The organism is Streptomyces sp. TLI_105, assembly GCF_900105415.1.
Taxonomy (GTDB): Bacteria; Actinomycetota; Actinomycetes; order Streptomycetales; family Streptomycetaceae; genus Streptomyces.
Window position 1 is genome coordinate 5,148,176 of record NZ_FNSM01000001.1, and the last position, 24,268, is coordinate 5,172,443.

Here is a 24,268-nt window from a genome sequence, read left to right on the forward strand (position 1 = left end):
ACATTGCTGCCATGGCAGATACCTCGATGACTATCGATCCCAACCCTTCCACCGCGCGTGAGGCCGATCCCTTCCCGGTCAAGGGAATGGACGCGGTCGTCTTCGCCGTCGGCAACGCCAAGCAGGCCGCGCACTACTACTCCACGGCCTTCGGCATGAAGCTGGTCGCCTACTCCGGACCGGAGAACGGCAGCCGCGAGACCGCCAGTTACGTCCTCACCAACGGCTCCGCCCGTTTCGTGTTCACCTCCGTCATCAAGGTCGCGACCGACTGGGGCCGCTTCCTCGCCGAGCACGTCGCCGAGCACGGTGACGGCGTCGTCGACCTGGCGATCGAGGTGCCGGACGCGCGCGCCGCGTACGCCTACGCCGTCGAGCACGGCGCCACCGGCATCACCGAGCCCTACGAGCTGAAGGACGAGAACGGCACCGTCGTCCTCGCCGCCATCGCCACGTACGGCAAGACCCGCCACACCCTCGTCGAGCGCTCCGGCTACGACGGCCCGTACCTGCCGGGCTTCGTCTCCGCCAACCCGATCGTCGAGCCCCCGGCCAAGCGGACCTTCCAGGCCATCGACCACTGCGTCGGCAACGTCGAGCTCGGCAAGATGAACGACTGGGTCGGCTTCTACAACAAGGTCATGGGCTTCACGAACATGAAGGAGTTCGTGGGCGACGACATCGCGACCGAGTACTCGGCGCTGATGTCGAAGGTCGTCGCGGACGGCACCCTCAAGGTGAAGTTCCCGATCAACGAGCCGGCGATCGCGAAGAAGAAGTCGCAGATCGACGAGTACCTCGAGTTCTACGGCGGCGCCGGCGTGCAGCACATCGCCCTCGCCACCAACGACATCGTGGCCACCGTGCGGGCGATGCGGGCCGCGGGCGTGCAGTTCCTCGACACCCCCGACTCGTACTACGACACGCTCGGCGAGTGGGCGGGCGAGACGCGCGTGCCCGTCGAGACCCTGCGCGAGCTGAAGATCCTCGTCGACCGCGACGAGGACGGCTACCTGCTGCAGATCTTCACCAAGCCGGTCCAGGACCGCCCGACCGTCTTCTTCGAGATGATCGAGCGTCACGGGTCGATGGGCTTCGGCAAGGGCAACTTCAAGGCGCTGTTCGAGGCGATCGAGCGGGAGCAGGAGAAGCGCGGCAACCTCTAGCCGCCGCCGACGAGGGGCTCCGGGCCAGGCCCTGGGGCCCCTCACACATGCGCCCCGCCGCTCGCTGCGGGCACCCGTTCCGCCGGGCCGGCGCCCCTTTGTGGGCGCGCCCGCTGGAGCGGTGTCCGCCCCCGCGCCCCCCGTTGTGGGCACCCGTTCCGCTGGGGCGGAACGGGTGGGCACAACGGACGGCGCCCTTGCCGGCGCCGGAGGCTCCCGCGCCTGAACCCGCACCGGATGCGCGCCGCACGACGTGGTGCGGGTCCCGGCGCGGAAGGCGGAGCGCCGCCCGCAGAGGCGCCGTCCCGTGTGCCCACCCGTCCCGCCCTGCGGGACGATTGCCCACACGGCGGGTGGGCGGGGGGCATCGCCCCGCCGGGCGCGGCCCACACGGCGGGGGCACCGGCCAACGGAGCGCGGGCCCGCGCCGTGGGTGGGGTCCCGGCCCATACGGGGGGTGGGCCGGGACCCGTTCAGTCGTGGTGTGGTGGCATCGGCTTCGTGCGGAGTTCCGCCGGGAGTTCGTTCGGGAGTTCGCCCAGGGCCGTCAGGGACCCCTCCGCCCGCCGGGCGTGCAGCGGGGAGAACTCCGGGTTGATCCGCAGGGCCTCCGCCAGGTGGCGGCGGGCCGGGCCGGTCTGTTCGAGCGCCCGCTCGATCTCGCCCCGGTGGTACGTGAAGAGCGCGCTCCGCAGCCCCTCCTCCGTGGCGATCTTCGCGTACCCCAGCGCCTCCTTCGACGCCCCCGAGCGGTGCAGGGCCCATCCCAGCGCGTCCGCCACCCGCACCGAGCGGTGGCCCCGCGCCCACTCCGCCCGCATCCGGACGGCCGCCGCCGCCGGGTCGCCGTGGTCCGCGTCGAGCAGCCCGAGAGCCACCTCCGCGTCCGTCCACGTGCCCGTCCGCAGCCGTTCGTACAGGGCCCGCGCGTCCCCGTCGAGGCCCAGCGACTCGTACAGTTCGCCCGCCTCCAGGAGGTACTCCGGCCGCGGCAGCCGGGCCAGGGCCGCCCGCCATGCGCGCACCGCCTCGTCCGTGCGGCCGAGGGCCGCGAGCGCGCGCGCCCGGCCCGCGAGGGACGGCCCGTGCTCCCGCACGAGCCGCAGCGCCGCCCCGAACCGCCCGAGGGCCTCCTCCGCTTCGCCCCGTTCCCCCGCCAGGTCCCCGAGCCGCGCCAGGGCCGCCGCCTTCTCCGTGTCCGTCTCCGCGAGCGCCGCCGCGTCGAGGGCCGCCGCGTCGGCGTCCTCGCGCCAGCCCCGGTCGCGGTAGGTCTGCGCGGCCCTGGCCCGCACCACCGCGCCCGCGTGGAGCTCCTCCAGGCTCTCCATGGCCTTCCGGGCCGCCTCGTACTTCCCGAGGCCGTTGTACGCGTCCATCAGGATCGGGTACACGGGCCATCGGCGCGGGTCGGCCTTCCGCACCTGCTCGCCCCACTCCTCGGCCGTCTTCCAGTCGCCCCGCGCCCCGGCGAGCGCCCCGAGCGCCAGCTGCGCGTCCAGGTTGCCGCGTGCGGCGGGCCGTTCGGCGAGCGAGCGGCGCAGTGCCCGCTCGGCCCGCGGGTAGTCCCGTACGTCCCCGAGCCGACTGCCCCGCTCCGTGTACGCCGCGCCCAGCTCGGCCCAGGAGCCCTCGTCGTCCGGATGGGCCCGCAGCCACTTCTCCCGGTCGGTGATCAGTGCGGCCAGGTCCGGCAGCGCGGCCTGCGCGCCCGCGTGGGCCGCGATCGTCGCCCGCTCCGCCGGTCCGGGCGGGGGCGGCGGGCCCTGGTCGGCGAACTCCGGGACGTACAGCAGGGCTGTCGCCGCGAGGACCGCGCCCACCCCGGCCGCCAGGACCGTCCTCGACACGTTCTCGGTCTTCATGGCGCTCACTGTGCGCCCGCCTCCGTCTGTACGAAGAGCACACGAAGCGCTCGCTCCGGCGGGTTCACACCGATGGCCCCGGGTGCCACGCTGGACGCATGGACGATCTTCAGAAGGACGATCTTCAGAGGCTCCACGAGGACCTCAGGGCCGGACTCCCGGCCGAGGCGCTGCTCACCGATCCGGACGTGACGGCCTCCTACGCGCGCGACATGGCGAGTTTCTGCGCGGCCGGCGCCCCCGCGGCCGTCGTGCTCCCGCGCACGGTCGAACAGGTCCGGCACGTCATGCGCACCGCGACCGAACTCCGCGTCCCCGTCGTCCCGCAGGGCGCCCGCACGGGCCTGTCGGGCGGCGCCAACGCCTCCGACGGCTGCATCGTGCTCTCCCTCGTCAAGATGGACCGCATCCTGGAGATCAACCCGGTCGACCGGATCGCCGTCGTCGAACCGGGCGTCGTCAACGCCGTGCTCTCCCGCGCCGTCGCCGAACACGGCCTGTACTACCCGCCCGACCCCTCCAGCTGGGAGACCTGCACCATCGGCGGGAACATCGGCACCGCCTCCGGCGGCCTGTGCTGCGTCAAGTACGGGGTCACCGCCGAGTACGTGCTCGGTCTGGACGTCGTCCTCGCCGACGGCCGGCTCCTGCGCACCGGCCGACGCACGGCGAAGGGCGTCGCCGGATACGACCTCACCCGGCTCTTCGTCGGCTCGGAGGGCAGTCTCGGCATCGTCGTCGGGGCCGTGCTCGCCCTCAAGCCGCAGCCGCCGGCGCAGCTCGCGCTCGCCGCCGAGTTCCCCTCCGCGGCGGCCGCCTGCGAGGCCGTCTGCGCGATCATGGAGCGCGGCCACACCCCGTCACTGCTCGAACTCATGGACCGCACCACCGTCCAGGCGGTCAACAAGCTGGCGCGCATGGGGCTGCCGGACAGCACCGAGGCGCTGCTCCTGTGCGCCTTCGACACCCCGGACCCGGCCGCCGACCTCGCCGCGGTGGGGGAGCTGTGCACGGCGGCGGGCGCCACCGAGGTCGTCCCGGCCGCGGACACCGCCGAGTCCGAACTCCTCCTCCAGGCACGTCGGCTCTCCCTCACCGCCCTGGAGACGATCAAGTCCGCGACGATGATCGACGACGTGTGCGTGCCGCGGACGCGGCTCGCCGAGATGCTCGACGGCACGGCGGCGATCGCGGACAAGTACCGCCTGACCATCGGCGTCTGCGCGCACGCCGGCGACGGCAACACCCATCCCGTCGTCTGCTTCGACCACACCGACGAGGACGAGTCGCGGCGGGCGCGGGAGTCCTTCGACGAGATCATGGCGCTCGGGCTCGCGCTCGGCGGCACGATCACCGGCGAGCACGGCGTGGGCGTCCTCAAGAAGGAGTGGCTGGCACGGGAGCTGGGCCCGGTCGGCCTGGAGATCCAGCGCGGGATCAAGGCCACCTTCGACCCGTTGGGGCTCCTCAACCCCGGAAAACTCTTCTGATTCCGACGATTCTGACGATTCCAATGATTTTGTCGATTTCGTCGAGTCCACGCGCACGCGTACGGGCTCACAGCTCGCCGTCCTGGGACTCGTCCGACGGCCACGGGTCGCGCAGCCACAGCTCGTCGGCGACCACGGTGGTCGCCAGGAGCTCCGCGAGCCCGTCGTCGATGCCGAGCCGCTCGGACTCGGTGCCCGGCGGCACCGCGCGCAGGGTCCGCTCCAGCCAGGCGGACACCTGCGCGGACGGGGCTTCGAGCAGGGCGTCGCCGTCGGGGGAGGAGAGGGCCATGAGGACGACGCTGCGGCCCTCGACCTTCGTGGGCCAGATGCGGACGTCCCCGTGGCCGCAGGCCCGGAAGACGCCCTCGACGAGCAGCTCGCGCGCGAAGGTCCAGTTGACCGGGTGGTCCGTGCCGATGTGGAAGGTGATGTGGACGGCGTACGGGTCGTCGGTCCGGTAGGCGAGCCGGGCGGGGACGGGGACGGAACGCTCGGGGGAGAGCACCAGCTTCAGCTCCAGCTCGCGCTCGACGGTGGTGTTGTCGGTGTTCTGCATGGCCGTGCTCCTTCTCGCGGACGGGCCCCGGGCGGGCCTTCACCTGGAGAGAGCGGGGTGGTCGCGGTTCATTACGCGACTTCGGGAAGTTTTTCGGGAAGTTTTTCCGGGGGGTCTTCAGGGCAGGATGCAACGGCCCGAACATCACGGGGAGTGATGGGTTCCGGTGCGCGTCCCCCCGAAGGCGGGCTTTCTCGTGGGCTCTTTGTTCCCTCGGGGACGTTCTTCGTTACTGTCCTCCTTGGGTGCGGCACGCCCGGCACGCGGCCGTGCGGATCAAAGGCGTTGTGACTGAACGGAGTCGGGGCAGTGGCTACTCCTCCTGGAGGCGGCGGAGAGGTACCGCAGGCGGGGTACTACCCGGACCCGTCCATTCCCGGATACATCCGGTACTGGAACGGGGGCGCGTGGGTGCCCGGCACGAGCCGGCCCGCCCCGGCGGACGGCGAGGTTCCACCACACCCGCCCGCTTCGGCGATCCCGGCCGGCCCGATCCTGGCCCCCGGCCCGGCCCCGGCCCCTGCCGTGACACCGGCGACCGCCGCGCCCGCGCAGTCGGCGGCACCCGTCCGGTCGGCGGCGCCCGCGCAGTCGGCCGCGCCCGTCCAGTCCGCCGCGGCCCCCGCGCAGGTGCAGGCCCCCGCGCAGGTGCAGGCCCCCGCGCACGTGCCCGCCCAGGCGCAGCCCCCCGCGTCCACGCCCGCCCCCGCCCCCACCCCCGTACCCACGGTGGAGGAGACCGGGCCCGTCTTCCTCGACGAGGAGCCGCTCGCGCCGGAGCCCGCGTCGGCCTGGCAGGCGGACTCCTCCCGTCAGACCGGCTTCGGCGGTGACCTCGACCAGAAGGTCTCCTGGGGTGCGCCCCGCACGCCCGACCCGCGTACTCCGACGGAGTGGCCGGTCGCGGGCGGGAGCGAGCCGGAGGAGGAGCGGCCCGCCCCCCAGGCGCCCGCCGCTCCGACGCCCGTCACCCAGGCGCCTGCCTCCCCCGCCCCGACGCCCGCCGTGGATCCCCGGGCGACCGGGGGAGCGGCACGCCTCGGAGGCATGCCGGTCACCCCGATCCCGACGCCCTCCCCGGCACCCCAGCCCCAACCGGCCCCGGCCCCCTCGGCGGCGGCCCAGGCCCCGTCCCTCACGCCGACGACACCGGCCACCCCCTCCGCCCCCTCCTGGACCCAGCAGCCCCACCCCCAGCCGCAGGCCCAAGCCCAGCCCCAGCCGCACGCCCAACCCCAGCAGCAGCCCCAGGAGCAACAGCCCGTCCTCCCGTGGAAGCCGCCCGTCGAAGACGTGTTCCAGCAGGCGGCCCGCGCGCAGGCCGCCGCGCGCCCCGCCGGGCTCGGCAGGCGGCTGGTCGCCCGGCTGATCGACAGCGTCGTCCTGGGCGCGCTGGTCGGCGCGGCCTCCGTGCCCTTCGTGACCGCGGCCGTCGACCACATCGAGGACAAGATCGAGGCTGCCAGGCAGTCCGGGACCACCGTCCAGGTCTGGCTGCTCGACTCCACGACCTCCGTCCAGTTCGGCATCGTGCTCGCCTCGCTGTTCGTCCTCGGCGTCCTGTACGAGGCGCTGCCCACCGCCAAGTGGGGCCGCACCCTGGGCAAGAAGCTGTGCGGGATCGAGGTGCGGGACATCGAGGCGCACGAGCCGCCGACGTTCGGGAAGGCGCTCCGCCGCTGGTTCGTCTACAGCGTCCTGGGGCTCCTGGTCATCGGGGTCGTCAACGTCCTGTGGTGTCTCTTCGACCGTCCCTGGCGCCAGTGCTGGCACGACAAGGCGGCCCGCACCTTCGTCGCGCGCTGAGCGGGCGCCGTCCCCCGAACGGGCGGTGATTCCTTGCGGGGCCGTCCCGCCCGGGATGCACTGCCCCCATGAGCACCGACCAGCCGCCGCCCGGCCAGCCGCCCGAGGACGACCCCTTCAGCAAGAGGCCTCCGGAGCCGCCGCCGGGAGGGCCGCCGCCGTCGGGGCCGCCCCCGGGAGGGCCTCCGCCGGGCGGCCCGCCGCCGGGGAGCCCGTACGACTCCCCGTACGGCGGCGGCTCCCCGTACGGCGACATGCCCCCGCCCCCGTACGGCAATGCTTACGGTGGCGGTTACGGCGGAAACGATCCGCTCTCCGGGATGCCGCCGCTCGCGGAGACGGGCCGGCGCGTCCTCGCCCGGCTGATCGACTGGGTGATCATCGCGGTGCCGCTCGCGATCATCGGCATCCCCTTCGACATCTACCAACGGGCGAGCCGGGACGGCAACGACTTCGGGGACACGGTCAACAGCCTCAACGGCGGCAGCCAGCTCGTCTTCCAGCTCATCACGATCGTCGCGTACATCGCGTACGACACCGTGCTGACGGCCAAGAACGGCCAGACCATCGGCAAGAAGCTGATGAAGCTGCGGGTCGCGATGCTCAACGACGGGACGACGCCGCCGATGAGCCAGTCGCTGCTGCGCGCCGTCGTGCTCTGGCTTCCCGCGCTGATCTGCTGCGCCTGTCTGTGGCCGCTGCTGATCCTGATCCTGATCGTGGTCGACAAGCCGTACAAGCAGGGTCTGCACGACAAGGCGGCGAAGACGGTCGTCGTCACCGTCCCCCAGTAGGGACGACAACGCAGTAATACGGACGAAGCGTCACGAACCGATCCGGGTGTCGATCCCCGCGCCCACGCGCTGGGCCGGCACCCGGATCTCTTCGTCCACGGGGGTATTGACGGGTCGCCCGCGCACCGGCATCGTCACCGCCACGAGGGCGCCGAGCAGCAGGCCGGCGGTGCAGATCACCGCGATGCCCAGGGGTGCCGTCGTGCCCGAGAGCAGCAGCAGGGCGACGGTCGTGAGGACGACGGTGGCCGAACCGTAGGTGAGCTGTGCGGCGTTCGGACGCTGCATGACGGGTACCGCCCCTCCAGGCTTCGCGGTTCGACTCTACGACGGTGGATGCCCGGAGGGTGTGACAGGTAAGCGTGACCTTACCCACGGCGCCGATGCACGGGGGGCGCACGGGGTCACGGAATCGTCAATCTTCCTTCACGGTGCGCCCGCTGAATGTTCGATAATCGGAAAACGGATCCTGCATAGTGCAGTTGACCCGTTCAAGTCAAGATCTGTCTTTTCTTGCCCCACTCCGGTCGAATGTCGTCACTTGTGACGCGCGACCCCGCCGGACGGACACCCCACCTTCGGTCCGTGGGCGCGGGCGCCGGGGAGGACAACATCAAGTGACCAACAGACGACGGGCGATCAGAGCGTCCGCAGTCGTCGTGGCGCTCGCGGCCACCGCCGCCACCGCCTCGACCTTCACCACCGCCTGGGCCGACAATCACGGCAGCGTGACGCCGGCCGGCATCCAGACCGTCGACAAGACGACGGTCGACCACGACCTCGACGGCCCCTACAGCGACCAGCAGGAGCAGCAGCGCAAGGCTGCCCTGGAGCGGGTCCTGAACGGCGACGCCAAGATCGAGAACCGTGGCGGCTCCCAGGTCGTCAAGCTCGGCGCCAAGAAGTACGTCGAGCTCGGCCGCGAGAAGACCGACAAGATCTTCACCATCCTCGTCGAGTTCGGCGACCAGGTGGACAACACCACCCTGGTCGACCGCAAGGACGACGACACGCCCGAGCTCAAGCCGAAGTACGGTGGCGAGCCCGGCCCGCTGCACAACCGTATAGCCCAGCCGGACCGTGCGAACGACAACTCCACGGCCTGGCAGGCGGACTACAACCAGCAGCACTTCCAGGACCTGTACTTCGGCACCGGCAAGGACGCCGCCGGCAAGCCGAAGCAGTCCCTGAAGACCTTCTACGAGCGCACCTCGTCCGGCCGTTACTCGGTCGACGGCGCGGTCTCCGACTGGGTCAAGGTCCCGTACAACGAGGCCCGTTACGGCTCGAACTACTGCGGCCAGACCAACTGCGCCAACGTCTGGGACACCGTCCGCGACGGTCTCAACGCCTGGGTCGCCGACCAGAAGGCCAAGGGCCAGACCGACGCCCAGATCAAGGCCCAGCTGGCCACGTACGACCAGTGGGACCGTTACGACTTCGACGGCGACGGCAACTTCAACGAGCCCGACGGCTACATCGACCACTTCCAGCTCGTGCACGCGGGCGAGGACGAGTCGGCCGGCGGCGGCGCCGAGGGCAAGAACGCCCTGTGGGCCCACCGCTGGTACGCCTACGGCACCAACGCGGGCAAGACCGGCCCCGAGAACAACAAGGCCGGCGGCACCCCGATCGGTGACACCGGCATCTGGGTCGGCGACTACACGATGCAGCCGGAGAACGGCGGCCTCGGCGTCTTCGCGCACGAGTACGGCCACGACCTCGGTCTGCCGGACCACTACGACACCGCGGGCGGCGAGAACTCCACCGGGTTCTGGACCCTGATGTCGTCCGGCTCCTGGCTCGGCCAGGGCAAGGACTCCATCGGCGACCTGCCCGGCGACATGACCGCCTGGGACAAGCTCCAGCTCGGCTGGCTGAACTACGCCAAGGTCAACGACTGGCAGCGCTCCACCAAGACCACCCACAAGCTGGGCGTCTCGGAGTACAACACCAAGAACCCGCAGGCGCTCGTCGTCGAGCTGCCGAAGAAGCAGGTCACCACCGATGTCGTCGCGCCCGCCGAGGGCGCCTCGCAGTGGTGGAGCAACATGGGTGACGACCTCAAGAACACCCTGACCCGCTCCGTCGACCTCACGGGCAAGACGTCCGCCTCCCTGGAGCTCCAGGGCTGGTACGACATCGAGCTGGACTACGACTACCTCTACGCCGAGGTGTCGACGGACGGCGGCGCCAACTGGACGGCCCTGGACGGCACCGCCGACGGCGTGGCCATCCCGAAGGACGCCTCCGGCGCCCCGGCGCTGACCGGCGTCTCCGACGCGCACAAGAAGCTCGTCTACAACCTGGGCGCCTACGCGGGCAAGAAGTTCGACCTCCGCTTCCGCTACCAGACGGACGGCGGCGCGGGCGGCAAGGGCTTCACCGCCGACGCCATCACGCTGACCGCCGACGGTGCCGCCGTCTTCTCGGACAACGCCGAGAACGGTGACAACGGCTGGGTCGGCAAGGGCTTCTCGCGGATCGGCAAGGGCTTCACGAAGGAGTACGAGCAGTACTACATCGCGGAGAACCGCCAGTACGTCTCGTACGACTCGACCCTCAAGGTCGGCCCGTACAACTTCGGGTTCACGGGTGACAAGGCCGGCTGGGTCGAGCACTACCCGTACCAGAACGGTCTGCTCATCTGGAAGTGGGACCTGTCCCAGAAGGACAACAACACCTCCCAGCACCCGGGCGCCGGTCTGGTCCTCCCGATCGACGCGCACCCGAGCCCGCTGAAGTGGTCCAACGGTGAGCTGATGCGCAACCGCGTCCAGGCGTACGACTCGCCGTTCAGCATCTCCCGCACGGACGGCTTCCAGCTGCACAACAAGGGCGTCGGCACCTGGGTCCCGTCCCAGGCCGGCAACCCGACCTTCGACGACCACAAGGGCGTCTACTGGTTCAAGGAGACCGAGCGTGCCGGTGTCCAGGTAACTGACACCAACACCAAGATCCAGGTCGTCAAGGAGCCGAAGGATGGCCAGACGATCACGGTTCAGGTCGGTCCCTCGACCAAGTAATTGGTAAAATCGCAGGTCAAAGCATGATCGGCCGTCGCCCTCTAGCGGGCGGCGGCCGTTCGTGTTTAGGTGCGTCTGACGCGTTTCTTATTGACATCTCATCCACGGGGGAGTGGTTCCGCATGCCCAATGGAGGGTTCTGCAAACTGCCGGGAGGCAGTGTGGTCGTCGCCATAGGGCTGCCCAGCCCGGCCGGCGACGGCGCCACCGTCCGCTTCCTGGTCCACGCCGCCAACCGTGCCCGCGCCCTGACCAGGCTGCGGAACCTGGGGCTGCGGGCGGTCTACCTCCGGGGCAACTCCGAGCCGCCCACCCCGGACGAGGTCACCGCGGTCCTGCACCACCCGGACGGTCTGCTGTGGAGATCCGCACCGGGCGCCGCCCAGGAGCTCTGGCACCCCGTACGGTCCCTCCCGAGGGAGCCCGCCGCCTGATCCCGGGGCTCGGGGCGCTACGCGACGACCGGCTTGCCCGTCAGTCGCACGCCCGCCGTCCGGAGCTCCTCCAGGGCCCGGTTCGTGGTCTCCTCGGCCACGCCGGCCGTCAGGTCGAGCAGGACGTGGGTCCGGAAGCCCTCGCGGGCCGCGTCCAGGGCCGTGGCACGGACGCAGTGGTCGGTGGCGATGCCGACCACGTCGACCTCGGTGACGTCCCGGGAGCGCAGCCACTCCGCGAGCGTCTCCCCGTTCTCGTCGAGCCCCTCGAAGCCGCTGTACGCCGCCGAGTACGCGCCCTTGTCGAAGACGGCGTCGATCGCGCCGCTCGCGACGGCGGGCGCGAAGTTCGGGTGGAAGCCGACGCCCTCCGTGCCGGCCACGCAGTGCACCGGCCAGGAGGACACGTAGTCCGGCTCCTCGCCGGCCGGGGCGAAGTGCTCGCCCGGGTCGACGTGGTGGTCGCGGGTGGCGACGACGTGCCGGTAGGAGGTGCCCGCCGTCTGGCCCACCAGGTCGGTGATGGCGGCGGCGACGTCCGCGCCGCCGGTCACCGCGAGGCTGCCGCCCTCGCAGAAGTCGTTCTGAACGTCCACAACGATCAATGCGCGGTGCATGGCGGGTGTCCTTAGCGGGTCGGAGGGAGTTCTTCGAGCCTAGAGACTTCCCCCTCCCGGCGGGAGGGGGCGTCACCGAGGACTCCTGTGCGCGCGGGGTCAGGCGTACTCGGTCGGCAGGACCGGCTCGCCGCGCGACAGCTGCATCGCCGACATCGGCAGCCCCGTGCGGGCCGCGATGTGCCGCGACCTGGCGGCCTCCAGGGGCTCGCGGGCCACCACGTCGCCGCCCTTGACCAGCTCGACGAGCAGCTGGTGGTCGGCGAGCTCCGGCGGGACCGGGCCGGTGCCCACGACCTCCGCCTCGGCGACCCCGGCCGCGTCGGGCCGGCGCGCCGCCCACTTGCGGCCGCCGACGGAGGCCTTGCCGCCCAGCGACTTCTTGGCCACCGGCACCAGGGGCGCCTTCGGGTCGGCCGAGGCGGCCCGGGCGACCAGCTTGTAGACCATGGAGCAGGTCGGGTGGCCGCTGCCGGTGACCAGCTGCGTGCCCACCCCGTACGCGTCGACCGGGGCCGCCGCGAGCGAGGCGATGGCGTACTCGTCGAGGTCCGAGGTGACCACGATCTTCGTGTCCCGCGCGCCCAGCTCGTCGAGCTGAGCCCGCACCCGGTGCGCGACGAGCAGCAGGTCGCCGGAGTCGATCCGTACGGCCCCCAGCTCGGGCCCGGCGACCTCGACGGCGGTGCGGACGGCCTCGGCCACGTCGTACGTGTCGACGAGCAGGGTCGTGCCGCGTCCCAGGGTCTCCACCTGGGCCCGGAAGGCGTCCCGCTCGCTGTCGTGGAGCAGGGTGAAGGCGTGGGCGGAGGTGCCGACGGTCGGGATGCCGTAGCGGAAGCCGGCCGCGAGGTCGGAGGTCGAGTCGAAGCCGCCGACGTAGGCGGCGCGGGAGGCGGCGACGGCCGCCAGCTCGTGGGTGCGGCGGGCGCCCATCTCGATCAGGCGCCGCCCGCCGGCGGCGGCCGACATGCGGGAGGCGGCGGCCGCGATGGCCGAGTCGTGGTTGAGGATCGAGAGGATCACGGTCTCCAGGAGCACGCACTCCGCGAAGGAGCCCTCGACGCGCAGCACGGGGGAGCCGGGGAAGTACACCTCGCCCTCGGGGTAGCCCCAGATGTCGCCGGAGAAGCGGTAGCGGGCGAGCCATTCCAGGGTCGGCTCGTCGACGATGCTCCGCTCCCGGAGGAAGCCGAGGACGGCGGGGTCGAACCGGAAGTTCTCGACGGCGTCCAGGACCCGGCCGACGCCCGCGAGGACGCCGTAGCGCCGTCCCTCGGGCAGCCGCCGGGTGAAGACCTCGAAGACGGAGCGCCGGTCGGCGGTGCCGGCCCGCAGGGCCGCCTGGAGCATGGTCAGCTCGTACTGATCGGTGAAGAGCGCGGTCGACGGCACGTCCACCGGCAGCCCAAGGTCCGCAGCGTTCATGTCAGCGATGCTAGCGCAGAAATCGTCAGAGTGACGAATAGTGGGTCCATGCGCGTGCCCCGTTTGCGCGACCGCCCCCCAGGGGTGACAACATGGGGTGAGTGAGCGTCGCGCCTATTGAGATCGAACGTACGGAATCGGCCGAGGAGGTCTCCGCGGTCGTCGAACCCGACGTGCCCTGGGTGACCCTCGTGCACAACGATCCGGTCAACCTGATGAGCTATGTGGAGTACGTCTTCCAGTCGTACTTCGGATACTCCAAGGACAAGGCGCACAAGCTGATGCTCGACGTGCACAACAAGGGCCGCGCGGTGGTCTCCAGCGGCACCCGCGAGGAGATGGAACGGGACGTGCAGGCGATGCACGGCTACGGCCTGTGGGCGACCCTCTCCCAGGACCGCCTCTGATGGCCGGGCAGTTCGAGGCCCTCCCGGGCGGCGGCGCGGCCGTCGCGCTCGACGACGTCGAGATCTCCATCCTCCGCTCCCTCGCCGTCCAGCTCATGGAGCTGATCGGCCCGGGCGACGAGCCCGCCGCGGACGAGGACCCGCTGGCCGCGCTCTTCGCCGAGGGACCGAGCGAGCCGCCGTCCGACCCCGCCCTCCGGCGCCTCTTCCCCGACGCGTACGGGGACGACAGCGAGGAGCTGCGGGCGGCCGCGTCCGACTTCCGCCGCTACACCGAGAACGACCTGCGGGCCCGCAAGCGCGAGGACGCCCTCGCGGTCGTGCGCGCCCTGGACTCCCTCTCCGCCGAGGCGGCGGGGGAGGGCGGCGCGGTCCTGAAGCTCACCCCGGACGAGTCCCGGTCCTGGCTCGGCGCGCTCAACGACCTCCGGCTGACCATCGGCACCCGCCTGGAGGTCACGGACGACGAGGACAGCGAGCAGCTGTACCGCCTGCCGGACTCCGATCCGCGCAAGCCGATGGTGATGGCGTACCTCTGGCTGGGGGCGCTCCAGGAGTCCCTCGTCATGACCCTGATGTCGTAGCGACACCCCCGGGAAAGGGGGTGTTCGCTCAGCGGACGCTCAAATCCGGATAACGAATGCGTTATCAGAGCGTCCGCCTGGCCATCTTGCGCACCCTTTGTCCGTATTTTTTTGTGGCGTGCGCCACACCGAACTCCGTCGATCACCCCCCACGTCGTGATAAATCTTCACGACCACTCGGGCACGCCACCCCTGTTCCCGAGGGCGCTTGGGCCGGCTGACCGCCGGTAGCACTCCATCCACATCCGGGGGGATCAGGATCTGATCCGCGGCAGACGCACTCGCAGTCGCGCGGATCAGCATGGAGAAAGGCGCACCACCATGACCTCAGTGCAGGTCGACAAGCAGCACGACGGCAATGAGGCCGCGGACTCCGCCTCGGGCGAGGGTTACCACCGGGCACTCGGCGCCCGCCAGATCCAGATGATCGCGATCGGCGGCGCCATCGGCACCGGGCTCTTCCTCGGCGCGGGCAAGGGCATCTCCATCGCGGGACCCAGCCTGATCCTCGCGTACGCCATCGCGGGCCTCGTCATCTTCTTCATCATGCGGGCGCTCGGCGAGCTCCTCATGTACCGCCCGGTGTCGGGCTCCTTCTCGGAGTACGCCCGCGAGTTCATCGGCCCCTTCGCGGGCTTCGCGACCGGCTGGACGTACTGGCTCTTCTGGGTCGTCACCGGCATCACCGAAGTCACCGCCGCGGCCACCTACATGACGTACTGGTGGGACATCCCGCAGTGGCTCTCCGCCCTCGTCTTCACCGTGATCCTCTACGCCGCCAACCTGATCTCCGTGAAGCTCTTCGGTGAGCTGGAGTTCTGGTTCTCCATGGTCAAGGTCACCGCGATCGTCGGCATGATCCTGATCTGCGCCGGCATCCTCACCCTCGGCTTCTCCGACGCCGGCGACACCGCCTCCGTCACCCACCTGTGGGACCTCGGCGGCTTCTTCGCCGGCGAGGACGGCATCGGCTCGACCCTGATGACCCTCCAGATGGTCATGTTCGCGTTCCTCGCGGTCGAGCTGGTCGGTGTGACGGCGGGCGAGTCGAAGGACCCCAAGACGGTCCTGCCGAAGGCGATCAACACCGTGCCGTGGCGCATCGCCGTCTTCTACGTCGGCGCGCTGATCATGATCCTGTCGGTCGTCCCGTGGACCGAGTTCCAGCCGGGCGTCAGCCCGTTCGTCGCGGCCTTCGAGAAGATGGGCCTCGGCATCGGCGCCGCGATCGTCAACTTCGTCGTCCTCACGGCGGCCCTGTCCTCCTGCAACTCGGGCATGTACTCCACCGGCCGCATGCTGCGCGACCTCGCGCTCAACGGCCAGGGCCCGAAGGTCTTCACCAAGCTGACGAAGAGCGGCACCCCGCTGGTCGGCACCACCGTCTCGGCCGCGCTGATGATGGTCGGCGTCTGGATCAACTACCAGTGGCCCGGCGAGGCGTTCAACTACGTCGTCTCCTTCGCCACCATCTCCGGCATGTGGGCCTGGATCGTCATCCTGATCTGTCAGATCCGCTACCGGCTCAAGGCCGACCGCGGCGAGCTGCCCCAGTCGCCCTTCAAGGCCCCGGGCGGCATCTGGTTCAGCGTCTTCTCGCTCGCCTTCATCGGGATGGTCGTCGTGACCATGGGCATGGACAAGGACAACCGGGTCGCGCTGTACGGCGCTCCGGTCTGGGGCCTGATCCTCGCGGTCTCCTACCTGGTCCTCAAGGCCCGCAACCCCCAGGGCGCGGCCTTCGCGAAGCGCTCCTGACCCTCCTGACCTGCAAGGTCTCAGCATCCGGGCCGTTCCGTACCAAACATCGGTACGGAACGGCCCGTCTGCTTATCCTGTCGGCATGCTGACCATCACCCGGGCCCTGTACGACCAGATCGTGGAGCACTCCCGCGCGGACCACCCCGACGAGGCCTGCGGCGTGGTCGCGGGCCCCGTCGGCAGCGGACGCCCCGAGCGGTTCATCCCGATGCTCAACGCCGCCCGCTCGCCCACCTTCTACGAGTTCGACTCCGGGGACCTGCTCAAGCTCTACCGCGACATGGACGACCGGGACGAGGAGCCCGTCGTCGTCTACCACTCGCACACCGCCACCGAGGCCTACCCGTCCCGCACGGACATCTCGTACGCGAACGAGCCGAACGCCCACTACGTCCTCGTCTCCACCGCCGACACCGACGGCGCCGGCCCCTTCCAGTTCCGCTCCTACTCGATCGTCGACGGCGTCGTGACCGAGGAAGAGGTCAAGGTCGTCGAGGCCTACGAGTAGCGAGGAGTACCGGCACGGCGCGGCGCCGGCGAGCCTACGAGCAGGACGTCGTCCGGAAGCGCGCCACATAGGCGGAGGGCGTCACCCCGACATGCCGGGCGAACGCCCTCCGCAGGCTCTCGTCACTGCTGAGCCCGCTCCGCGCCGCCGCCCCCGTCACGCTCGCCCCGCCCTCGAGCAGCATCCGCGCCGCCTCCACCCGCACCCGCTCCACGTACCCCGCCGGCGTCGCCCCCACCTGCTCGCGGAACAGCCGCGCCAGATGCCGGGCGCTCAGCCCCGCCCGCCGCGCCAGCGCCGGCGCGCTGTGGTCGGCCGCCGGATCCGCCGCGACCGCGTCCAGGAGCGGGCGCACCACCGGGTGCCGGGTCGGGGGAGTGCGCGAAGCCGCCGAGAACTGCGACTGCCCGCCCGGCCGCTGGAGGAACACCACCAGGTCCCGCGCCACCGCCCGGGCCGCCTCCGGCCCCCGGTCCTCCTCCACGAGCGCCAGGCACAGGTCGATCCCGGCCGTCACCCCCGCCGAGGACCACACCTCCCCGTCCCGTACGTGGATCGCGTCCGCGCTCACCTCGACCGCCGGATACCGCCGGGCGAGGGCCTCCGCGTGCTCCCAGTGGGTCGCCGCCCGGCGCCCGTCGAGCAGCCCCGCCGCCGCGAGCGCGAACGCCCCCGTGCACACGGACGCCACCCGGCCCGAGCGCGCCGCGAGCCCCGCCACCTCCGGGGCGACCGCCACGCACCGCTCCACGTCCACCGCCCCGGGGACGACCAGCGTGTCCGCGCCCGGCACCTCCCCGGCCGCGCGGTCCGCGCCGATCCGCAGCCCGCACGAGGTCCGTACGCCCTGCCCGTCCGGCGTGCACACCCGCACCTCGTAGCCGGACCCGGCCGTCGAGAACACCTCCAGCGGTGCGGAGACGTCGAGCAGCCGGACTCCGTCGAAAGCGAACACCCACACGTCGTGCGTCGTCGTCATGTGTCCGATTCTGTGGGATGCCCGTCCCCGAGGACATGGCGGGCCCACGGCCCCGACGGCGAGGCTTGCCCCATGAACCCGATGACGCTCGTCCCCGACAGCAAGCTCGCCACCGCCGCCACCGAACTCGTCCGCGACACGACGAGCGAGCTGATCTACGACCACTCCCGCCGCGTCTACCTCTTCGGCGCCCTCCAGGGCCGCGCCCGCGGCCTCGCCTTCGACCCCGAACTCCTCTACGTCGGCGCCATGTTCCACGACCTCGGCCTCGGCGAGGCGCACCGGACCGGCGGCCGCCGCTTCGAGGTCGACGGAGCCGAGGAGGCCGCCGCCTTCCTCCGCTCCCACGGTGCCGACGAGGACGCCGTCCGCCGCGTCTGGACCGCGATCGCCCTCCACACCACCCCCGGCATCCCCGAGTTCATGGAGCCCGAGGTCGCCCTCGTCACCGCCGGCGTCGAGTACGACGTCCTCGGCATCGGCTACGACGACCCCGCCGCCGTCACCCCCGAGGACCGTGCCGCGATCGTCGCCGCCCACCCCCGCCCCGACTTCAAGCGCCGGATCCTGAGGGCCTTCGCGGAGGGCGTCTCGCCCAGGCCGGACACCACCTTCGGCAATGTCAAAGCCGACGTCCTGCGTCATTTCGTCCCCGGATTCGTCCCCGGGGACTTCGTGACGACGATCCGGGACTCCGCCTGGCCCGAGTGAAGGGCGCCCTCCACTTGCGCGGTCCGCCAGTCGGTCAGAAAGTATCCACGATGTGAGATCACATTCCGAAACCCGGACTGGGAATCGATACGATGAGCCCATGGTTTCCCACGACGTGAGCGAAGAGACTCCGAGCACCACCCTGCTCGTGGCACGCCTGCACGTCGACCTGTGCCGCCTGGCCAGCGCGATCTGTACCTCACGCGCTGCGCTCTGAGCGACCGGCCGAGCGCCCTCACCGTACGACCCCCTCCGCGCGGGGCCACAGAAGCGCGCCCATCACGCCACTTCCGACAGGAGCCCACGCCATGGCCATCGAGGTCCGCATCCCGACCATCCTCCGCACCTACACCGACGGCGAGAAGGCCGTCCAGGGCAGCGGTGACACCCTCGCCGAGCTCTTCGCCGACCTGGAGAAGCGCCACACCGGGATCGAGGCGCGCATCGTCGACGGCGGCAAGCTCCGCCGCTTCGTCAACGTCTACCTGAACGACGAGGACGTCCGCTTCCTCGACGGCATCGAGACCAAGCTCGCCGACGGCGACAACGTCACGATCCTGCCGGCCGTCGCCGGCGGCATGGTCTGATCCACATGCGTTACGACTCCTCGCTGGCCGCGGTCGGCAACACGCCGCTGGTCCGCCTCCCCCGGCTCTCGCCCTCGGACGACGTCCGCATCTGGGCGAAGCTGGAGGACCGCAACCCCACCGGCTCGGTCAAGGACCGCCCCGCGCTCCACATGATCGAGCAGGCGGAGAAGGACGGCCGCCTCACCCCCGGCTGCACCATCCTGGAGCCGACCAGCGGCAACACCGGCATCTCCCTCGCCATGGCCGCCAAGCTCAAGGGCTACCGCATCGTCTGCGTCATGCCCGAGAACACCAGCGAGGAGCGCCGCCAGCTGCTTGCCATGTGGGGCGCCGAGATCATCTCGTCCCCCGCGGCCGGCGGGTCGAACACGGCCGTACGGGTCGCCAAGGAGCTCTCCGAGCAGCACCCCGACTGGGTGATGCTCTACCAGTACGGCAACCCGGACAACGCGGGCGCCCACTACGCCACCACCGGCCCCGAGATCCTCGCCGACCTCCCCTCCATCACCCACTTCGTCGCGGGCCTCGGCACGACGGGGACGCTGATGGGCGTCGGCCGCTACCTGCGCGAGCACAAGCCCGACGTCAAGATCGTCGCCGCCGAACCGCGCTACGACGACCTCGTCTACGGCCTGCGCAACCTCGACGAGGGCTTCGTACCCGAGCTGTACGACGCCTCCGTCCTCACCACCCGCTTCTCGGTCGGCTCCGCCGACGCGGTCACCCGCACCCGCGAACTCCTCCAGCAGGAGGGCATCTTCGCGGGCGTCTCCACCGGTGCCGCCCTGCACGCGGCCATCGGCGTCGGCAACAAGGCGCTCAAGGCGGGCGAGTCCGCCGACATCGCCTTCGTCGTCGCGGACGGCGGCTGGAAGTACCTGTCGACGGGCCTCTACACGGCCAAGACGACGGAAGAAGCGATCGCGACGGTCCAGGGCCAGCTCTGGGCGTAGTAGGTGTGGGCAATCGTCCGCCAGGGGCGAGGGGGTCCCCCTGCTCGAGCGAAGCCGAGAGCTTGGGGGAGGGTGGGCACACCGGACGGCGCCTTCTGCCGGGCCTAGACTTCCGTCGCCCGAACCCGAACCCGAACCCGAACCCGAACCCGCACCCGCGGGCCCCGCGAACAGCTAGCGCGCGAGATGGCGGACCTGGTCCCACACGACCGGGTCCGCCTCTCCCGCTCTCCGGCGGAAGTCCGTCACCGGGACCTCCCGCAACTCGTCCGTCTCCAGGAAGCTCGGCCGCCCCTGCGCGTCGCCCACCGACCCCGGCGGCAGCGCGATCACTCCCGGCCGCTCGTCGTGGTACTTGCTGGTGATCTTGGCGACGAGCGCGCTGTCCCCCCGTACCACGAGCACCAGACAGGGCCGGTCCTTCGACCCGGGCCCGTCCTCGAAGGGCACGTCCGCCCACCAGATCTCGGCCGCCCGTGGCGACCGGCCAGGCCGCGCGGGCGCCCGCCGGGGCCCGGCGGGTCCGCGCGGCGGACGCCCCGGCGGCCGGGTCCGCCCCGACGGCCGCCCCTTCGGACGGCGCGACGACCGCTTCCACCCGTCGGCGAGCGCCACCACCAGCGCGATCACCACGACCGCGACCAGCGCGGGCCACCACGACGTGTCCATACCTCAAGAAGGTACCGGTGCGCGCCGCACCCCGCCGCCGCGCCCCACCATCCATCCGAACCGGTGACAGAGCCCGTGAGTTCGCCCACAACGGGCCACCACGAAGGAGCGGCGGGCCCGGGTGCGCCTTACGCTCGACAGACCGCACAGCCTCCCCTCCCTCAGCGCGCTTCCCGCACCCGTCCACGGAGGTTCACGCTCCATGAAGCTCACCGTCGTCGGCTGCTCCGGGTCGTTCCCGTCCGCGGACTCGGCCTGTTCGAGCTACCTCGTCGAGGCCGACGGCTTCCGGCTGCTCCTCGACATGGGCAACGGCGCCCTGGGCGAGCTGCAGCGCCACATCGGTCTGTACGACCTCGACGCGATCTTCCTCAGCCACCTGCACGCGGATCACTGCATCGACATGTGCGGGTACTTCGTCGCCCGCTACTACCGGCACGACGGCGGGCGCTGCGACGCGATCCCCGTCTACGCGCCGGAGGGTGCCGAGCAGCGGCTGACCACGGCGTACGCCGACACGCCCTCGGCCACCTCGATGAGCGAGGTCTTCGACTTCCACACGCTGAAGTCCGGCGGCAGTTTCGAGATCGGCCCGTTCTCCGTCCGTACGGAGAAGGTGTGCCATCCGGTCGAGGCGTACGGCATCCGGGTCGAACACGGCGGCCGTTCGCTCACGTACTCCGGGGACACCGGGGTCTGCGACGCGCTGCACGACCTCGCCGACGGCGCCGACCTCTTCCTCTGCGAGGCCTCCTTCACCCACGGCAAGGAGGACGTCCCGGACCTCCACCTCAACGGCCGGGAGGCCGGCGCCCACGCGACCCGGGCGGGGGTGGGCCGCCTGGTGCTCACCCACATCCCGCCGTGGACGGACGGCGAGCGGAACCTGGCGGACGCGCGCGAGGTCTACAAGGGCCCGTCGGAGCTGGCGAGACCGGGCGCGGTCTACGAGATCTGAGGACTCCGAGACACGGGAAGGGCCCCGGAACCGTACGTACGGTTCCGGGGCCCTTCCGCCGTGCGGGGGAGGCTCACGCCTTGGTGAGGTCCTCGATCTCCTCCTCGGGCTCGCGGCCCGGGGTCGCGAGGTTGAACTTGACGATCGCGAAGCGGAAGACCACGTAGTAGATCGCCGCGAAGACGAGGCCGATCGGGATGATCAGCCACGGCTTGGAGGCGTACGTCCAGTTCAGGAAGTAGTCCAGCGCGCCGGCGGAGAAGGTGAAGCCGTGGTGCACGCCCAGGGCCGAGGTGATGACCATCGAGGCGGCGGTGAGCACGGCGTGGATCACGTACAGCAGGGGCGCCAGGAACATGAAGGCGAACTCGATGGGCTCGGTGATGCCCGTGACGAACGAGGTCAGGGCGAGCGAGAACATCATGCCGCCGACGACCTTGCGGCGCTCGGGACGGGCGGCGTGGGTGATCGCGAGGGCGACGGCCGGCAGGGCGAACATCATGATCGGGAAGAAGCCGGACATGAACTGGCCGGCCGACGGGTCACCGTGGAAGAAGCGCGGCAGGTCGCCGTGCCAGACGGCACCGGTGGAGTCGGTGAAGGTGCCGATCTCCTGCCAGGCGACGGTGTTCACGAACTGGTGCATGCCGATCGGGAGCAGACCGCGGTTGATGGCGCCGAAGATGCCGGAGCCGACGGCCCCGAGTCCGGTCATCCAGTTGCCGAAGTCGGTGATCACGTTGCCGATGGGCTCCCAGAGGAGACCGAAGAGGACGCCCATGAGGGTGCCGACGAAGGCCATGATGATCGGGACGAGCCGGCGGCCGTTGAAGAAGCCGAGCCAGTCGACCAGCTTCTTGCGGTGGTACCGCTGCCAGATGACGGCGGCCAGGAGGCCCATGATGATGCCGCCGAAGACCTTGGGGTCGTTGTACGTCGCGGCGACGTCGACACCCTTGTTGGCGGTCGTGTTGACGACGGCCTCGGAGGTCGGGAACGCGGTCAGCACGTTCTTGTAGACCAGGAAGCCGACCAGCGCGGCGAGCGCGGTGGAGCCGTCGGCCTTCTTCGCGAAGCCGATGGCGATGCCGACGCAGAAGAGCAGCGGCATGTTGGCGAAGACCGCGTCACCCGCCGTGGCGAAGACGGAAGCGACCTTGTCCCAGCCGAGGCCTTCGGCGCCGAAGACGTCGGGCTGGCCGAGACGGAGCAAGATACCCGCGGCCGGCAGCACGGCGATCGGCAGCTGCAGGCTGCGACCGACCTTCTGCAGGCCCTGGAACAGGCCGGATCCGCGCTTCTTCGCGGGAGCGGCGGCCTGGGCGGTGGCCGTACTCATCAACTTCCTCCAGTAAGGCAAGGCGCCGCCAGAGGACATGGAAAGGGGGTGACGGCGGCGTCTCGTGGAACGCGGTGGTCTGGACCGCGTGGTCTACACCAATGGGAGGTGTAGACCAGTTGTAGCACGTGGGACTTAGATAAGGAACCTGTGAATTCTGTGCGCTCAGCCATAGCTGGAAATGCACGACAAAAGGCCCCCGGACGGTCGGGTCCGGGGGCCTTTCACGGGCCTCGCGAGGGGGGCGAAAGCCCCGAAAGCGGTCGGGCTGCGGCGGGTGATCGCCGGGTCATCTGACGTTGTCGCGCTCGATCTCCTCCTCGACCTCCTCCGGCTCGCGGCCCGGGGTGGGGAGGTCGAACCTGACGATCGCGAACCTGAAGATCACGTAGTACACGACCGCGAACCCCAGGCCGATCGGAATGATCAGCCACGGTTTCGTCGCGAGGTTCCAGTTGATCACGTAGTCGATCAGACCGGCCGAGAAGCTGAAGCCGTCCTTCACCCCGAGCGCCCAGGTCACCGCCATCGAGACGCCCGTCAGCACGGCGTGGATCGCGTACAGCAGCGGCGCGATGAAGAGGAACGAGTACTCGATCGGCTCGGTGATGCCGGTGACGAACGAGGTCAGGGCGACCGAGAGCATCATGCCGCCGACCGCCTTGCGGCGGTGCGGCTTCGCGGTGTGGGTGATCGCGAGCGCCGCCGCGGGCAGCGCGAACATCATGATCGGGAAGAAGCCCGTCAGGAACTGGCCGGCGTTCGGGTCGCCCGCGAGGAACATGGGGATGTCGCCGTGGACCACCGTGTTGTCCGGCTTGGTGTACGTGCCGAACTGGAACCAGATGGGCACGTTCAGGAACTGGTGCAGGCCGATGACGAGCAGCGCCCGGTTGGCGACGCCGAAGATGCCCGAGCCCCACGCGCCGAGCCCGACCAGCCAGTCGCTGAAGCTCTCCAGGGCGTCGCCGATGGGCGGCCAGACCCACAGGCAGAGCGCGGCGAAGGCGATCGCGACGAACGTCATGATGATCGGGACCAGGCGGCGGCCGTTGAAGAAGCCCAGCCAGTCGACCAGCTTCTTCCGGTGATAGCGCTGCCAGAACCAGGCGGCGAGCAGACCCATGACGATGCCGCCGAAGACGCCCGGGTTCTGGTACGTGTACCCGGCGAAGGAGTCGTCCGCGCCGAGGCAGCCGCCCCCGATGTCCTTCGTGCCCACCGGGCAGTCCTTCGGGAACTGCTGGAGCACCGTGTAGTAGACGAGGAAGCCGACCACCGCGGCCAGCGCGGTCGAGCCGTCCGCCTTCTTCGCCATGCCGATCGCCACGCCGATGCAGAACAGCAGCGGAAGGCCGAGACTGCCGTTCAGCAGCGCGCCACCGGCGCCCGCCATCACCTTCGCGACGTTGTCCCAGCCGAGACCGTCGGCCCCGAAGACGTCCGGCTGCCCCAGACGGTTGATGATGCCGGCGGCCGGGAGGACGGCGATGGGGAGCTGGAGGCTGCGGCCCATCTTCTGGAGGCCCTGGAAGAGTCCGCCCCAGGAGACGGACTTCTTCGGTTTCGGTTCCGGTTTCGGTGCCGCCGCGGCGCTGTCCGTACTCATCGGCGTCCTCCCTGCCCG

General features: G+C 70.8%; 24 protein-coding genes. 15 read left to right on the forward strand and 9 right to left on the reverse strand.

Annotated elements, in window-relative coordinates:
* The first annotated feature begins 26 nt into the window (after positions 1-26).
* The gene (gene hppD, locus BLW86_RS23555) at positions 27-1,166 is read left to right on the forward strand and encodes a 4-hydroxyphenylpyruvate dioxygenase (RefSeq protein WP_093875881.1); all 1,140 of its coding nucleotides are present in this window, start codon (positions 27-29) and stop codon (positions 1,164-1,166) included.
* A gap of 473 nt (positions 1,167-1,639) precedes the next feature.
* Here the strand turns inward: hppD and BLW86_RS23560 are convergent, their stop codons facing one another.
* Positions 1,640-3,028 carry a tetratricopeptide repeat protein gene (locus BLW86_RS23560; protein WP_256341403.1) on the reverse strand — a complete coding sequence of 463 codons (1,389 nt, stop codon included), beginning with the start codon at positions 3,026-3,028 and terminating at the stop codon, positions 1,640-1,642.
* A 98-nt stretch (positions 3,029-3,126) separates the two neighbouring features.
* Between BLW86_RS23560 and BLW86_RS23565 the strand changes: the two genes are divergently transcribed.
* On the forward strand, positions 3,127-4,518 hold the full coding sequence (locus tag BLW86_RS23565; protein WP_093875883.1) for an FAD-binding oxidoreductase: 1,392 nt from the start codon (positions 3,127-3,129) through the stop codon (positions 4,516-4,518).
* Positions 4,519-4,585: 67 nt separating this feature from the next.
* On the opposite strand, the gene BLW86_RS23570 is transcribed toward BLW86_RS23565, so the two are convergent.
* Positions 4,586-5,077: an SsgA family sporulation/cell division regulator gene (locus BLW86_RS23570; RefSeq protein ID WP_093875884.1), complete on the reverse strand. Its 492-nt coding sequence runs from the start codon at positions 5,075-5,077 to the stop codon at positions 4,586-4,588.
* A 309-nt stretch (positions 5,078-5,386) separates the two neighbouring features.
* Between BLW86_RS23570 and BLW86_RS23575 the strand changes: the two genes are divergently transcribed.
* Together BLW86_RS23575 and BLW86_RS23580 are read left to right on the forward strand one after the other, a co-directional pair.
* Complete coding sequence (locus BLW86_RS23575; RefSeq protein ID WP_093875885.1) at positions 5,387-6,883, forward strand: RDD family protein; 1,497 nt, start codon at positions 5,387-5,389, stop codon at positions 6,881-6,883.
* 68 nt (positions 6,884-6,951) lie between these two features.
* Positions 6,952-7,677, forward strand: coding sequence for an RDD family protein (locus tag BLW86_RS23580; RefSeq protein WP_093875886.1), 726 nt, complete (start codon positions 6,952-6,954; stop codon positions 7,675-7,677).
* 30 nt (positions 7,678-7,707) lie between these two features.
* Here BLW86_RS23580 and BLW86_RS23585 read toward each other — a convergent pair whose 3' ends face one another.
* On the reverse strand, positions 7,708-7,965 hold the full coding sequence (locus BLW86_RS23585; protein ID WP_093875887.1) for a hypothetical protein: 258 nt from the start codon (positions 7,963-7,965) through the stop codon (positions 7,708-7,710).
* Positions 7,966-8,294: 329 nt separating this feature from the next.
* On the opposite strand from BLW86_RS23585, the gene BLW86_RS23590 reads away from it, so the two are divergent.
* Both BLW86_RS23590 and BLW86_RS23595 read left to right on the forward strand, forming a co-directional pair.
* A complete protein-coding gene (locus BLW86_RS23590; protein ID WP_093875888.1) occupies positions 8,295-10,703 on the forward strand; it encodes an immune inhibitor A domain-containing protein in 2,409 nt (802 codons plus the stop codon).
* Between the two features lie 122 nt (positions 10,704-10,825).
* Positions 10,826-11,137, forward strand: a complete 312-nt coding sequence (locus BLW86_RS23595; RefSeq protein WP_093875889.1) for a hypothetical protein — start codon at positions 10,826-10,828, stop codon at positions 11,135-11,137.
* Between the two features lie 17 nt (positions 11,138-11,154).
* On the opposite strand, the gene BLW86_RS23600 is transcribed toward BLW86_RS23595, so the two are convergent.
* Both BLW86_RS23600 and BLW86_RS23605 read right to left on the reverse strand, forming a co-directional pair.
* Complete coding sequence (locus BLW86_RS23600) at positions 11,155-11,754, reverse strand: nicotinamidase (RefSeq protein ID WP_093875890.1); 600 nt, start codon at positions 11,752-11,754, stop codon at positions 11,155-11,157.
* A gap of 99 nt (positions 11,755-11,853) precedes the next feature.
* A complete protein-coding gene (locus BLW86_RS23605) occupies positions 11,854-13,182 on the reverse strand; it encodes a nicotinate phosphoribosyltransferase (RefSeq protein WP_093875891.1) in 1,329 nt (442 codons plus the stop codon).
* 101 nt (positions 13,183-13,283) lie between these two features.
* On the opposite strand from BLW86_RS23605, the gene clpS reads away from it, so the two are divergent.
* From clpS to BLW86_RS23625, 4 genes are all read left to right on the forward strand, one after another.
* Positions 13,284-13,589, forward strand: a complete 306-nt coding sequence (gene clpS, locus BLW86_RS23610; RefSeq protein WP_093875892.1) for an ATP-dependent Clp protease adapter ClpS — start codon at positions 13,284-13,286, stop codon at positions 13,587-13,589.
* The gene (locus tag BLW86_RS23615; protein WP_093875893.1) at positions 13,589-14,173 is read left to right on the forward strand and encodes a DUF2017 domain-containing protein; all 585 of its coding nucleotides are present in this window, start codon (positions 13,589-13,591) and stop codon (positions 14,171-14,173) included. The genes clpS and BLW86_RS23615 overlap by 1 nt, the downstream gene beginning before the upstream one ends.
* A 321-nt stretch (positions 14,174-14,494) precedes the next feature.
* Complete coding sequence (locus tag BLW86_RS23620; RefSeq protein WP_093875894.1) at positions 14,495-15,931, forward strand: amino acid permease; 1,437 nt, start codon at positions 14,495-14,497, stop codon at positions 15,929-15,931.
* A gap of 85 nt (positions 15,932-16,016) precedes the next feature.
* On the forward strand, positions 16,017-16,442 hold the full coding sequence (locus BLW86_RS23625) for a M67 family metallopeptidase (RefSeq protein ID WP_093875895.1): 426 nt from the start codon (positions 16,017-16,019) through the stop codon (positions 16,440-16,442).
* Between the two features lie 34 nt (positions 16,443-16,476).
* Here BLW86_RS23625 and BLW86_RS23630 read toward each other — a convergent pair whose 3' ends face one another.
* Positions 16,477-17,421: a GlxA family transcriptional regulator gene (locus tag BLW86_RS23630; protein WP_093875896.1), complete on the reverse strand. Its 945-nt coding sequence runs from the start codon at positions 17,419-17,421 to the stop codon at positions 16,477-16,479.
* 72 nt (positions 17,422-17,493) lie between these two features.
* Here BLW86_RS23630 and BLW86_RS23635 point away from each other — a divergent pair, with 72 nt between their 5' ends.
* From BLW86_RS23635 to BLW86_RS23650, 4 genes are all read left to right on the forward strand, one after another.
* Entirely contained in the window at positions 17,494-18,132 is a 639-nt protein-coding gene (locus tag BLW86_RS23635) for an HD domain-containing protein (protein WP_093875897.1), read from the forward strand.
* Between the two features lie 100 nt (positions 18,133-18,232).
* Positions 18,233-18,349, forward strand: coding sequence for a putative leader peptide (locus BLW86_RS44060; RefSeq protein ID WP_323809276.1), 117 nt, complete (start codon positions 18,233-18,235; stop codon positions 18,347-18,349).
* 91 nt (positions 18,350-18,440) lie between these two features.
* On the forward strand, positions 18,441-18,719 hold the full coding sequence (locus BLW86_RS23645; protein ID WP_093875899.1) for a MoaD/ThiS family protein: 279 nt from the start codon (positions 18,441-18,443) through the stop codon (positions 18,717-18,719).
* Positions 18,720-18,724: 5 nt separating this feature from the next.
* Positions 18,725-19,675: a PLP-dependent cysteine synthase family protein gene (locus BLW86_RS23650; protein ID WP_093875900.1), complete on the forward strand. Its 951-nt coding sequence runs from the start codon at positions 18,725-18,727 to the stop codon at positions 19,673-19,675.
* Positions 19,676-19,849: 174 nt separating this feature from the next.
* Here BLW86_RS23650 and BLW86_RS23655 read toward each other — a convergent pair whose 3' ends face one another.
* Positions 19,850-20,344 (reverse strand): type II toxin-antitoxin system PemK/MazF family toxin, encoded by a 495-nt coding sequence (locus BLW86_RS23655; RefSeq protein WP_093875901.1) that lies wholly within the window; start codon positions 20,342-20,344, stop codon positions 19,850-19,852.
* A 202-nt stretch (positions 20,345-20,546) separates the two neighbouring features.
* Here BLW86_RS23655 and BLW86_RS23660 point away from each other — a divergent pair, with 202 nt between their 5' ends.
* Positions 20,547-21,302, forward strand: a complete 756-nt coding sequence (locus tag BLW86_RS23660) for an MBL fold metallo-hydrolase (protein WP_093875902.1) — start codon at positions 20,547-20,549, stop codon at positions 21,300-21,302.
* Between the two features lie 73 nt (positions 21,303-21,375).
* Here the strand turns inward: BLW86_RS23660 and BLW86_RS23665 are convergent, their stop codons facing one another.
* Positions 21,376-22,641 (reverse strand): PTS transporter subunit EIIC, encoded by a 1,266-nt coding sequence (locus BLW86_RS23665; RefSeq protein ID WP_093875903.1) that lies wholly within the window; start codon positions 22,639-22,641, stop codon positions 21,376-21,378.
* Between the two features lie 289 nt (positions 22,642-22,930).
* Entirely contained in the window at positions 22,931-24,250 is a 1,320-nt protein-coding gene (locus BLW86_RS23670; protein WP_093875904.1) for a PTS transporter subunit EIIC, read from the reverse strand.
* Positions 24,251-24,268: the final 18 nt, after the last annotated feature.